The following is a 12,726-nucleotide window of genomic DNA, read 5'->3' as shown; positions in this document are numbered from 1 at the left end:
CAGGAAGGCGAGCGTGCCGCCCCAGATCAGGGCGGCGCTGACCGCGACGCCCGCGGCGGCCGGGCCGACCTGCACGATCAGCCCCACGAGCAGCGGACCCGAGACGAAGAGCAGCTCCTCGGCGACCCCGTCCAGGCTGTACGCGCGTTGCAGCAACGCGCGGTCGTCGTCGAGCAGTTCGGCCCACACCGTACGCATGACGGGGCCGAGCGGCGGCGTACAGGCGCCGGCGAGCGCGGCGAGGACGCCGAGCGGGGCCGGGGCCGCGCCGGGCCGCCACGTCAGGACGGCGAGGGCGGTGAGGAGCGCCGCGTACACCGAGACCATCGGCGCGAGGACGCGGCGCGGGCCGTGCCGGTCGACGAGCGCGGCACGGGCGGGCGAGAGGAGGACGCTGGTCGCCCCGAACAGCGCGGCGGCGGTGCCCGCCACGGCGTACGAGCCGGAGGCGTCCTTGACCGCCAGCATCAGGGAGAGGGAGACGGTTCCGTAGGAGAGACGGGCGAAGAGGGCGCAGACGAAGGCGCGGAGGGCATGCGGGGTCCGCAGCACGGTGAGATACATGGGTACGTTCCTCTGGACTCTGCGAGGCACAAGGGGTCGCCGAAGTCCCGCGTGGGCCGTGTCGGTTCACGGCGGGCGCGGGCGGGGCGAGGCCTAGGCCAAGAGGAGGAACACGGGGTCACCGTATCCGTCGGCCCCCCGATCGGTCAGCCCCTTTGCGAAGGAGCCGACCCGATGACCGGGGAGGGCCGAGCGGGCGTCAGGAAAAGGGCCGGGGAGGGCCGAGCGGGCGTCAGGAAGACGTCACGCCCTCGACCAGCTCGTCCGCCGCCGCGTAGGGGTCCAGCTCGCCGGCCACGATCCGCTCCGCGAGGGCGGACAGGCGGCGGTCGCCGTGCAGGGAGCCGATCCGCTCGCGCAGGGCCGTGACGGCGATCGTCTCGACCTCGCGGGCGGCGCGGGCGGCGCGCCGCTCGGCGAGCACGCCCCGCTCCTCCATCCACGCCCGGTGCTTCTCCAGCGCCTCGACGACCTCGTCGACGCCCTCGCCACGCGCCGCGACCGTCTTGACGATGGGCGGCCGCCAGTCGCCGGGGCCGCGGGACTCACCGAGGCCCAGCATGTGGTTCAGCTCGCGCGCGGTCGCGTCCGCGCCGTCGCGGTCCGCCTTGTTGACCACGTACACGTCGCCGATCTCCAGGATTCCGGCCTTGGCCGCCTGGATGCCGTCGCCCATGCCGGGCGCGAGCAGCACGACCGAGGTGTCGGCCTGCCCGGCGATGTCCACCTCGGACTGTCCGACGCCGACGGTCTCGACGAGGATCACGTCGCAGCCCGCCGCGTCGAGCACGCGGATCGCCTGCGGCGCGGCCCAGGCGAGCCCGCCGAGGTGGCCGCGCGTCGCCATGGAGCGGATGTAGACGCCGGGGTCGGACGCGTGGTCGGACATCCGCACCCGGTCTCCGAGGAGCGCGCCGCCGGAGAACGGCGAGGACGGGTCGACGGCGAGGACGCCGACCCGCTTCCCGGCCTTGCGGTAGGCGCTCACGAGCGCGGACGTCGATGTCGACTTGCCGACACCCGGCGATCCCGTGAGCCCCACCACGTACGCGTGGCCCGCGAGCGGAGCCAGCGCCGCCATCACTTCGCGCAGCTGCGGCGACGCCCCCTCGACCAGTGAGATCAGCCGGGCCACGGCCCGCGGCCTGCCCTCGCGCGCTTGCGCGACCAGGGAGGGGACGTCCTGCATCACAGCTCCGTTCACTACGCGTACGACAGGTGCGTGCGGGCGCGTACACGACGTACGCCCGCGCACCCCGTACGGGACTTGCCTGAGAGGGACGGGGACCGGCCCGGGGTCAGGGCTTGGCCACCTTCACGATCAGCGCGTCGCCCTGACCGCCGCCACCGCACAGGGCGGCCGCGCCCACGCCGCCGCCCCGCCGCTTCAGCTCCAGGGCGAGGTGGAGGACCAGGCGCGCGCCGGACATCCCGATCGGGTGACCGAGCGCGATGGCCCCGCCGTTGACGTTCACCTTTTCCGAGGACACCCCGAGGTCCTTCATTGACTGCACCGCGACGGCGGCGAAGGCCTCGTTGATCTCGATCAGGTCCAGGTCGGCGACCTCCAGGCCCTCCTTCTTGAGGGCGTGCAGGATCGCGTTGGACGGCTGGGACTGGAGCGAGTTGTCGGGGCCCGCCACATTGCCGTGTGCCCCGATCTCCGCGATCCAGGCGAGGCCGAGCTCCTCGGCCTTGGCCTTGGACATGACGACGACCGCGGCGGCGCCGTCGGAGATCTGCGAGGCGGTGCCCGCGGTGATCGTGCCGTCCTTGGCGAAGGCCGGGCGGAGCTTGCCGAGGGACTCGACGGTGGTCTCGGCGCGGATGCCCTCGTCCTTGGCGAACAGGACCGGGTCGCCCTTGCGCTGCGGGATCTCGACGGGGGTGATCTCGGCCTCGAACAGGCCGTTCTTCTGGGCGGCGGCGGCCCGCTGGTGCGAGAGCGCGCCGAGCTCGTCCTGCTCGGGGCGGGCGATGCCGAGGCGGGTGTTGTGCTTCTCGGTGGACTCGCCCATCGCGACGCCGTCGAAGGAGTCGGTCAGGCCGTCGTACGCCATCGAGTCGAGCATCTCGATCGCGCCGTACTTGTAGCCCTCGCGGGACTTGGGGAGCAGGTGCGGCGCGTTGGTCATGGACTCCTGGCCGCCGGCGACGACGACGTCGAACTCGCCGGCGCGGATCAGCTGGTCGGCGAGCGCGATGGCGTCGAGACCGGAGAGGCACACCTTGTTGACGGTGAGCGCGGGGACGTTCATCGGGATGCCCGCCTTGACGGCGGCCTGGCGCGCCGGGATCTGCCCTGCCCCGGCCTGCAGCACCTGACCCATGATCACGTACTGCACCTGGTCGCCGCCGATGCCGGCGCGGTCGAGCGCGGCCTTGATCGCGAAGCCGCCCAGGTCCGCACCCGAGAAGGACTTCAGGGAGCCGAGCAGACGGCCCATGGGCGTGCGCGCGCCCGCGACGATCACTGAGGTGGTACCGGTCGTTCCAGACATGTGGCACGGCCCCTTGGGAGGAGAGGAGTTAACGAGGGTTTATCTGAATGTACTGAGCAGTACCCCACCCGTCACCGGGCCGCGAGTGTGATCGCGCGCACGTTGCGTAATCACCGCGTCAAGCGCTGCACTTGAACCATGCTGACGCGAATCGATCACATCGGGATCGCCTGTTTCGACCTCGACAAGACCGTCGAGTTCTACCGGGAGACGTACGGCTTCACGGTCTTCCACACCGAAGTCAACGAAGAGCAGGGCGTGCGCGAGGCCATGCTCAAGATCAACGAGACGAGCGACGGAGGCGCCTCCTACCTGCAGCTTCTCGAACCCACCCGCGAGGACTCGGCGGTGGGCAAGTGGCTCAAGAAGAACGGCGAGGGCGTGCACCACATCGCCTTCGGCACCGCGGACGTGGACGGCGATGCCGCCGCCGTCAAGGACAAGGGCGTGCGTGTCCTCTACGAAGAGCCGCGCATCGGCTCGATGGGGTCGCGCATCACCTTCCTGCACCCCAAGGACTGCCACGGCGTACTCACGGAACTTGTCACTTCGGCACCGTCCGAGTCCACGGAGCACTGACCTCCGTATATCTGGGCCGGTAGGGTGAGTGGCGGCCGCCCGAAATCGGGGCGGCCACATGCCGGGGTCCGGGTTTCGGGGGACGAGCGTCGGGGCAGCAGCCCATGCTCCGCCGTTGATCTGACACCATTCCCCGGGGGCCCCGTTCGGTGGATGGACGGGGCTCGTGGGAGAGAATTGCGACCAGGAGTGGGGCGTCCCCTGCTCGAGCGCAGCCGAGAGCTCGGGGAAGGATGGGACCGCGCAGTGCGGGGCTACGAACGCCAAGAGAACTCGCGGGCTGAGACCGACAGTCTTTCGCGGTTCGAGGCCGAGATGGACCGGCTGAGGACCGAGCGGGAGAAGGCCGTCCAGCACGCCGAGGATCTCGGCTACCAGGTCGAGGTGCTGCGCGCCAAGCTGCACGAGGCGCGCCGCAACCTCGCGTCCCGCCCTGCCTACGACAGCGCGGACATCGGCTACCAGGCCGAGCAGCTGCTCAGGAATGCCCAGATCCAGGCCGAGCAGCTGCGCGCCGACGCGGAGCGCGAGCTGCGCGAGGCCCGCGCGCAGACCCAGCGCATCCTCCAGGAGCACGCGGAGCAGCAGGCCCGTCTCCAGTCCGAGCTGCACACCGAGGCCGTCACCCGGCGCCAGCAGCTCGACCAGGAGCTGAACGAGCGCCGCCAGACCGTCGAGTCCCACGTCAACGAGAACGTGGCGTGGGCCGAGCAGCTCCGGGCCCGCACCGAGCAGCAGGCCCGCCGGCTGCTCGACGAGTCGCGCGCGGAGGCCGACCAGTCCCTGGCCGCCGCCCGCGCCGAGGCCGCCCGGGTCGCCGAGGAGGCCCGCCAGCGCGTGGCCGGCGACGCCGAGGCCGCCCGCGCCGAGGCCGAGGCGATCCTGCGCCGCGCCCGCACGGACGCCGAGCGCCTCCTGAACGCCGCCTCCACCCAGGCCCAGGAGGCCACCGACCACGCCGAGCAGCTGCGCTCGACCACGGCGGCCGAGTCGGAGCAGGCGCGCCGTCAGGCCGCCGAGGCGAGCCGGGCCGCCGAGCAGCGGATGGCGCAGGCCGAGACGGCGCTGCGCGAGGCCCGCGCCGAGGCCGACAAGGTGGTCGCCGAGGCCAAGGACGCCGCGGCCAGGCAGCTCTCGGCCGCCGAGGCGGCCAACGAGCAGCGCACGCGCACCGCCAAGGAGCAGGTCGCCCGCCTGGTCGGCGAGGCCACCAAGGAGGCCGAGGCCACCAAGTCCGAGGCCGAGCAGCTGGTCGCCGACGCCCGCGCGGAGGCCGAGAAGCTGATCGCGGACGCCGCCGAGAAGGCGCGCACGATCACCGCCGAGGAGACCGCCGGCCAGCTCGCGAAGGCCGCGCGGACCGCCGAGGAGGTCCTCGACAAGGCCTCGAAGACCGCCAAGGAGACCACGAAGGCCGCCGCCGACGAGGCCGAGCGGATCCGCTCGGAGGCGGAGGCCGAGGCGGACCGGCTGCGCGCCGAGGCGCACGACATCGCCGAGGAGCTCAAGGGCGCGGCGAAGGACGACACCAAGGAATATCGCGCCAAGACCGTCGAGCTGCAGGAGGAGGCGCGCAGGCTGCGCGGCGACGCCGAGCAACTGCGGGCCGACGCGGTCGCCGAGGGCGAGCGCATCCGGGGCGAGGCGCGGCGCGAGGCCGTCCAGCAGATCGAGGAGGCGGCCCGGTCCGCCGAGGAGCTGCTCGCCAAGGCGAAGGCCGACGCCGACGAGCTGCGGACGGCCGCGACGACCGAGAGCGAGCGGGTCCGCACCGAGGCCATCGAGCGCGCCACGTCGCTGCGCAAGCAGGCCGAGGAGACCCTGGAGCGCACCCGCGCGGAGGCCGAGCGGCACCGCGAGGAGGTCGCCGAGCAGGCCGAAGCCACGAAGTCCGAGGCCGAGGCCGCCGCGCGCACGCTGCGCGAGGAGACCGAGCAGGCGCTCGCGGCGCGGCAGGCGGAGGCCGCCGAGGAGCTGACGCGGCTGCACACGGAGGCCGAGGAGCGGCTGACCGCCGCCGAGCAGGCGCTGACCGACGCCCGCGCGGAGGCCGAGCGCATCCGCAAGGAGGCCACGGACGAGACCGACCGGCTGCGCGGCGAGTCCGCCGAACGGATCCGTACGCTCCAGTCGCAGGCCGAGAGCGAGGCGGAGCGGCTGCGCACGGAGGCCGCCGCCGACGCCTCGCAGGCGCGCGCGGAGGGCGAGTCCGTCGCCGTGCGGCTGCGTTCGGAGGCCGCCGCCGAGGCCGAGCGGCTCAAGACCGAGGCGCAGGAGTCCGCCGACCGGGTCCGCGCGGAGGCCGCGGCCGCCGCCGAGCGCGTCGGCGCGGAGGCCGCCGAGGCGCTGTCCGCCGCCCAGGAGGAGGCCGCGCGGCGCCGCCGTGAGGCCGAGGAGACCCTGGGCTCCGCGCGCGCCGAGGCCGACCAGGAGCGTGAGCGGGCGCGTGAGCAGAGCGAGGAGCTGCTCGCCTCCGCCCGCAAGCGCGTCGAGGAGGCGCAGGCCGAGGCCGTCCGTCTCGTCGAGGAGGCCGACCGGCGCGCGACCGAGCTCGTCTCGGCCGCCGAGCAGACCGCCCAGTCCGTGCGCGACTCCGTGGCCGGCCTGCACGAGAGCGCGCAGGAGGAGGTCGCGGGCCTGCGCTCGGCCGCCGAGCACGCCGCGGAGCGCACGAAGACGGAGGCGCAGGAGGAGGCCGACCGCGTCCGCGCGGACGCCTACGCCGAGCGGGAGCGCGCCACCGAGGACGCCAACCGCACCCGGCGCGAGGCGACGGAGGCGTCGGAGGCCGCCAAGTCCCTGGCGGAGCGCACGGTTTCGGACGCGATCGCAGAGGCCGAGCGGATGCGCTCGGACGCCTCGGAGCACGCCCAGCGGGTGCGCACGGAGGCCTCCGACACCATCGCGTCGGCCGAGCAGGACGCCGCGCGTACGCGTGCCGACGCCCGCGAGGACGCCAACCGCATCCGCAGCGACGCCGCGAACCAGGCCGACCAGCTCATCGGCGAGGCCCGCAGCGAGGCCGAGCTGCTGCAGAACGAGACGGCGGCGGAGGCCGAGCGCGTCCGCACGGAGGCCACCGAGCAGGCCGAGCGGCTGCGCGCCGACTCGACGGCGGAGGCCGAGCGGGTCACGACGGAGGCGACGACCGAGGCCGAGCGCATCACGACCGAGGCGACCACCGAGGCCGAGCGGCTGCGCGCGGAGTCCGTGGCGAAGGCCGAGAAGCTCATCTCGGACGCCTCCGGCGACGCGGAGCGGCTGCGCGCCGAGGCCTCCGAGACGGTCAACTCCGCGCAGCAGCACGCCGAGCGGATCCGCAGCGAATCCGAGCGCGTGAAGGCGGACGCGGCCCGGGAGGCCGAGCGGGTCACGGCCGAGGCGCGCGGCGAGGCCGAGCGGACCCTCGACGAGGCGCGGCAGGCCGCCAACAAGCGCCGCCAGGAGGCCGCCGAGCAGGTCGACACGCTCATCACGGAGGCCGCCGCCGAGGCCGAGAAGCTGACGACGGACGCCCAGGAGAAGGCGCTCAAGGCGACGACGGACGCGGAGGCGCAGGCCGACACGATGGTCGGCGCGGCCCGCAAGGAGGCCGAGCGCCTGGTCGCCGAGGCGACGGTCGAGGGCAACTCCCTGGTGGAGAAGGCGCGTACGGACGCGGACGAGCTGCTCGTCGGCGCCCGCCGCGACGCGACGGCCATAAGGGAGCGCTCCGAGGAGCAGCGCGACCGGCTGACCGCCGAGATCGAGGAGCTGCACGAGCGCGCCCGCCGGGAGTCCGCCGAGGCGATGAAGACGGCGGGCGAGCGCTGCGACGCGCTGGTCAAGGCCGCCGAGGAGCAGCTCGCCGAGGCCGAGGCGAAGGCCAAGGAGCTGGTCTCGGACGCCAACTCCGAGGCGGGCAAGGTGCGTATCGCCGCCGTCAAGAAGGCCGAGGCGCTCCTGAAGGAGGCCGAGACCAAGAAGACCTCGCTGGTGACCGAGGCCGAGCGGATCAAGTCGGAGGCGGAGGCCGAGGCGACGCGCATCGTCGAGGAGGGCAAGCGCGAGCTGGAGGTGCTGGTGCGGCGCCGCGAGGACATCAATGCGGAGATCTCCCGTGTCCAGGACGTCCTGGAGGCGTTGGAATCTTTCGAGGCCCCGTCGGGCGGTGCGAAGGACGGCGGCGTCAAGGCCGGGGCCGCGGCAGGCTCTACTCGTTCGAGTGGCAAGCAGTCAGAGGGCTAGCCAAAGGGCATCTACCGTGCTCCGCAAGGACCTTTGGCCCTGTCGCTGGCAAGTGCTCCGGCGGTTAGCCACTCAAAAGGGGTGTCATTCTCCAGATCAAACGGGCATCTGCTCGATGACACGCCGCCTTGACCCCTAGGATTCCCTCTATCACCTCACCGGTCTCTTTCGACAGGAACCCCATGAGCGACACTTCCCCCTACGGCTTCGAGCTTGTGCGGCGTGGGTACGACCGCGCTCAGGTGGACGAACGTATCTCCAAGCTCGTCTCCGACCGTGACAGCGCTCTTGCTCGTATCACTGCTCTGGAAAAGCGCATCGAGGAGCTGCACCTCGAGACGCAGAACGCCCAGGCCCAGGTTGCCGACGCCGAGCCGTCGTACGCCGGTCTCGGCGCCCGCGTCGAGAAGATCCTCCGCCTCGCCGAGGAGGAGGCGAAGGACCTGCGCGAGGAGGCCCGTCGCGCCGCCGAGCAGCACCGCGAGCTCGCCGAGTCCGCCGCCCAGCAGGTCCGCAACGACGCCGAGTCGTTCGCCGCCGAGCGCAAGGCCAAGGCCGAGGACGAGGGCGTCCGGATCGTCGAGAAGGCCAAGGGCGAGGCGAGCGCGCTGCGCGCCGAGGCGCAGAAGGACGCGCAGTCCAAGCGCGAGGAGGCGGACGCCCTCTTCGAGGAGACCCGCGCCAAGGCCGCCCAGGCCGCCGCGGACTTCGAGACGAACCTCGCCAAGCGCCGTGAGCAGTCCGAGCGCGATCTCGCCTCGCGGCAGGCGAAGGCGGAGAAGCGGCTCGCGGAGATCGAGCACCGCGCCGAGCAGCTGCGCCTCGAGGCCGAGAAGCTCCGCACGGACGCCGAGCGCCGTGCCCGTCAGACGGTGGAGACGGCGCAGCGTCAGGCCGAGGACATCGTCGCGGACGCGAACGCCAAGGCGGACCGCATCCGCTCGGAATCCGAGCGGGAGCTCGCGGCGCTCACCAACCGCCGCGACAGCATCAACGCGCAGCTCACCAACGTGCGCGAGATGCTGGCGACGCTCACCGGTGCGGCCGTGGCCGCCGCCGGCACGCCCGCCGAGGACGAGCCGATCTCTCGTGGGGTGCCGGCTCAGCAGACCCGCTGAGCCGTGGGGATCCGTCCGTCCGGTGTGGTCGGGCGCGCGGTTCCCCGCGCCCCTTCGGGGCGCGCCACCTGACGTGGGCCGAACAGGCCAGAGCCCCCTGCCACTCCGGTGGCAGGGGGCTTTGTCCCGTTTTAGCGTGGCCGCATGATCGAGCTCGAGGGGTTGACCAAGCGGTACGGCGAGAAAGTCGCCGTCAACAACCTGACCTTCACCGTCCACCCCGGCATCGTCACCGGCTTCCTCGGCCCGAACGGCGCGGGGAAGTCCACGACCATGCGCATGATGCTCGGGCTCGACAACCCGTCGGCCGGCGCGGTCCGCATCGACGGCAGGCACTACTCCCAGCTGAAGGACCCGCTGACGTACATCGGCGCCCTGCTCGACGCCAAGGCGATGCACGGCGGCCGCAGCGCCTTCAACCATCTGCTCTGCCTCGCGCAGAGCAACGGCATCCCGCGCAGCCGGGTCGACGAGGTTTTGGACACCGTCGGGCTGACCGCCGTCGCCAAGAAGAAGGCCAAGGGCTTCTCGCTCGGCATGGGCCAGCGCCTGGGCATCGCGGGCGCCCTGCTCGGCGACCCCGAGATCCTGATGTTCGACGAGCCGGTCAACGGTCTCGACCCCGAGGGCATCCACTGGATCCGGAACCTGATGAAGTCGCTGGCCGCGCAGGGGCGCACGGTCTTCGTCTCCTCCCACCTGATGAGCGAGATGGCGCTCACCGCCGACCACCTCGTCGTCATCGGCCAGGGCCGGCTCCTCGCCGACACCTCCATGTCGGAGTTCATCCGGCAGAACTCGCGCTCGTACGTCCGGCTGCGCTCCCCGCAGCGCGAGCGGCTCCTCGACGTGCTGCACGAGGCCGGGATCACCGCCGTCGAGGCGGGCAACGGCACGCTCGAAGTGGACGGCACCCCGGCGGAACGGCTCGGCGAGCTCGCCGCGGGCCACCAGCTCGTCCTGCATGAACTGAGCCCCCAGCAGGCCTCCCTGGAAGAGGCCTTCATGCAGCTCACCGCGGAGTCCGTCGAGTACCACGCGCACGCGCGGCCGGGCGGCACGGGCACCGGGCCGCCGGCGGCCCCGCCCGCGACGGGCTGGGGCGACGGCTGGCAGCAGCAGCGGAAGGAGGCCTGAGCGATGGCCGCGACGCAGGTACTGAAGTCGGAGTGGACCAAGATCCGCTCGGTCTCGTCGACGCTCTGGACGCTCGGTCTGGCCGCCGTCGTCACGATCGCCCTCGGGCTGCTGATCAGCATCCTGTCCAAGAACGACTACGACAAGCTCGACGCCCAGGACAAGCTGACCTTCGACCCGACCTACATCAGCTTCGCCGGGATGTCGCTCGGGCAGCTCGCGCTGATCGTCTTCGGGGTGCTCGTCGTCTCGAACGAGTACAGCACCGGCATGATCCGCACCTCGCTCGCGGCGGTCCCCCAGCGCGGCACCTTCCTGTTCAGCAAGGTCGCCGTGGCCACGCTGCTCGCCCTCGTGGTCGGCCTGGCCACCAGCTTCGTCACGTTCTTCCTGGGCCAGTCGATGCTCGGCCCGTACAAGGCGCAGATCGGCGACCCCGGCGTGCTGCGCGCCGTCATCGGCGGCGGGCTCTACATGACGCTCATCGCGATGTTCTCGATGGGCGTCGCCGCGATGCTGCGCAGCCCGATGCTGTCGCTGGGCATCCTGATGCCGTTCTTCTTCCTGATCTCCAACATCCTCGGCAACGTCTCGGCGACGAAGAAGATCGGCCGCTTCCTGCCCGACCAGGCCGGCAACAAGATCATGCAGGTCAAGACGCCGTTCGACGACGACACCCCGTACGGGCCCTGGGGCGGGCTCGCGATCATGGTGGCGTGGGTGGTCGTGGTGCTGCTCGGTGGGTACGTCCTGCTGAAGAAGCGGGACGCGTAGCCCGGTAGCCCGCGGCCGGACCGCAGGGGGGGCGTGTGACGACACAGGACCGCGGGCTCGCGGCGCTCGGCCTGGACGGCGTCCCCGCGCTGTATCCGCTGACCTACCCCGGCCTCCCGGTCACGGAGCCCTCGCTGCTGACCGGGACCGAGCTGCTGCCGCTGCTCGCACGGCCGGGCGGCGTGGGCGCGTGGTCCGTCGACGGCGCCGCGCCCGCGCTGGACGACGTGCTCGCCGGCCTCGGCCAGGCACCGGTAGCCGGGCGGCACGCCGTCATCGCCGTGGGGTCGAACGCCTCCCCCGGGCAGGTGTCCCACAAGCTCACCCGCCTCGGCCTGCTGGGCGCCGTGCCGATGGTCCCCGTGCGGCTGCGCGGCATCGGCGTGGGCTGCTCCGCGCACATCGGGCGGGCCGGGTACGTGGCGGCCGCCCCCTATCCGGCCCCCGCGGCCCGGACCTCGCTCGTCGTCTCCTGGCTGGACGCGGCGCAGCTGGCGGCGGTCGACGCCACGGAACTCCCCCACTACCGGCGGGTGCGGCTGCCGGGTGCCGCGTACGCCATGACCCTGCCGTCCGGGGAGCCGCTCGACCACGCGTACGTCTATGTCGGCGCGCGCGGCGTCCTCGCCGACCCGGCGACCGGGCTGCCGCGGCCCGGCGGCGGTGACCAGGCGGCGCTGCTCGACGCGCTCCTGGGCGCCTCTCCGGCGCTGTTCGAGCTGCTGGGGCCCGATCCGGCGGCCTGGGTGCGGCGGGCCGCCGCCGACGCCGCCCTGCGGGCGCGCGGGACGCGGGTCTTCGCCGACGAGGGCTGGGTGCTGCCGTGGACGGAGCTGCCTGCGGTGTGAGTGCCGTGGACCCGGTGGTCCCGTCCGCCCCGTGACGATTCTTCGGCCGCCCACGGTTTTACTCGCTCTTGGCTGGAACCGTCAGCTCCCCGTTATCCTCCTAACCCTTACGGGGGCGTGTGCCCCGACGTCCTGAACCATTCGATGGGTGCGGAGAATGATCGAGGCAGTCGGCCTGACGAAGCGCTATGGCGACAAGACAGCCGTGTACAACCTTTCCTTCCAGGTGCGACCCGGTACCGTCACCGGCTTCCTCGGGCCGAACGGCTCCGGCAAGTCGACGACCATGCGCATGATCCTCGGGCTCGACGCGCCCACCGCCGGGCAGGTGACGATCGGCGGCTACCCCTACCGGAAGCTGCCGAACGCCCCCCGCCAGGTCGGCGCGCTGCTCGACGCCAAGGCCGTGCACGGCGGCCGGCACGCGCGCAACCACCTGCTGTGCCTCGCGCAGCTCTCCGGCATCCCGGCCCGCCGGGTCGACGAGGTGCTGGGCGTCGTGGGCCTCCAGGACGTGGCGAAGAAGCGCTCCAAGGGCTTCTCGCTCGGCATGGGCCAGCGTCTGGGCATCGCCGCGGCGCTCCTGGGCGACCCGCAGGTGCTGCTCTTCGACGAGCCGGTCAACGGCCTCGACCCCGAGGGCATCCTCTGGGTGCGCAACCTGATGAAGTCGCTGGCCGCCGAGGGCCGGACGGTCTTCGTCTCCTCGCACCTCATGAGCGAGATGGCGCTCACCGCCGAGCACCTCATCGTGATCGGCCGCGGCCAGCTGCTCGCCGACATGAGCGTCAAGGACTTCATCTCGCACAACTCCGCCGACTTCGCGCGGGTGCGGACGCCGGACAGCGAGCCGCAGCACCGCGAGAAGCTGACGGCCGCGCTCACCGAGGCGGGCGGCCAGGTGCTGCCCGAGCAGGACGGCGCGCTGCGCGTGACCGGTCTGCCGCTCCCCCGCATCAGCGACCTCGCGCACGGCGC

At 72.7% G+C, this 12,726-nt stretch carries 10 protein-coding genes; 7 read left to right on the top strand and 3 right to left on the bottom strand.

The window, feature by feature from the left end; translation table 11 throughout:
- The 3 genes from AOK22_RS20030 to AOK22_RS20020 form a co-directional block, all read right to left on the bottom strand.
- A partial coding sequence (locus AOK22_RS20030; protein WP_167357864.1) for an MFS transporter occupies positions 1-564 on the bottom strand: 564 nt, incomplete at its 3' end.
- Positions 565-796: 232 nt separating this feature from the next.
- A complete protein-coding gene (gene meaB, locus AOK22_RS20025; RefSeq protein WP_055700066.1) occupies positions 797-1,753 on the bottom strand; it encodes a methylmalonyl Co-A mutase-associated GTPase MeaB in 957 nt (318 codons plus the stop codon).
- A 109-nt stretch (positions 1,754-1,862) separates the two neighbouring features.
- Positions 1,863-3,065: an acetyl-CoA C-acetyltransferase gene (locus AOK22_RS20020; RefSeq protein WP_055700065.1), complete on the bottom strand. Its 1,203-nt coding sequence runs from the start codon at positions 3,063-3,065 to the stop codon at positions 1,863-1,865.
- Positions 3,066-3,203: 138 nt separating this feature from the next.
- Here AOK22_RS20020 and mce point away from each other — a divergent pair, with 138 nt between their 5' ends.
- The 7 genes from mce to AOK22_RS19985 form a co-directional block, all read left to right on the top strand.
- Positions 3,204-3,644, top strand: a complete 441-nt coding sequence (gene mce / locus AOK22_RS20015; protein ID WP_055700064.1) for a methylmalonyl-CoA epimerase — start codon at positions 3,204-3,206, stop codon at positions 3,642-3,644.
- Between the two features lie 246 nt (positions 3,645-3,890).
- On the top strand, positions 3,891-7,871 hold the full coding sequence (scy, locus tag AOK22_RS20010; RefSeq protein WP_055700063.1) for a polarized growth protein Scy: 3,981 nt from the start codon (positions 3,891-3,893) through the stop codon (positions 7,869-7,871).
- Positions 7,872-8,053: 182 nt separating this feature from the next.
- Positions 8,054-8,989, top strand: coding sequence for a coiled-coil domain-containing protein (locus tag AOK22_RS20005; protein WP_055700062.1), 936 nt, complete (start codon positions 8,054-8,056; stop codon positions 8,987-8,989).
- A gap of 144 nt (positions 8,990-9,133) precedes the next feature.
- Positions 9,134-10,126 (top strand): ABC transporter ATP-binding protein, encoded by a 993-nt coding sequence (locus tag AOK22_RS20000; RefSeq protein ID WP_055700061.1) that lies wholly within the window; start codon positions 9,134-9,136, stop codon positions 10,124-10,126.
- Positions 10,127-10,129: 3 nt separating this feature from the next.
- Positions 10,130-10,900 (top strand): ABC transporter permease, encoded by a 771-nt coding sequence (locus AOK22_RS19995; RefSeq protein WP_055700060.1) that lies wholly within the window; start codon positions 10,130-10,132, stop codon positions 10,898-10,900.
- Positions 10,901-10,935: 35 nt separating this feature from the next.
- The gene (locus AOK22_RS19990) at positions 10,936-11,748 is read left to right on the top strand and encodes a hypothetical protein (protein WP_055700059.1); all 813 of its coding nucleotides are present in this window, start codon (positions 10,936-10,938) and stop codon (positions 11,746-11,748) included.
- Between the two features lie 157 nt (positions 11,749-11,905).
- The coding region (locus AOK22_RS19985; RefSeq protein ID WP_055700058.1) for an ABC transporter ATP-binding protein at positions 11,906-12,726 on the top strand (821 nt) is incomplete at its 3' end.

It is taken from the genome of Streptomyces silaceus (assembly GCF_001419745.1).
GTDB classification, from domain to species: Bacteria; Actinomycetota; Actinomycetes; order Streptomycetales; family Streptomycetaceae; genus Streptomyces; species Streptomyces silaceus.
Note: the sequence above shows the minus strand (reverse complement) of the source record. Positions and strands in the feature narration are given on the sequence as shown.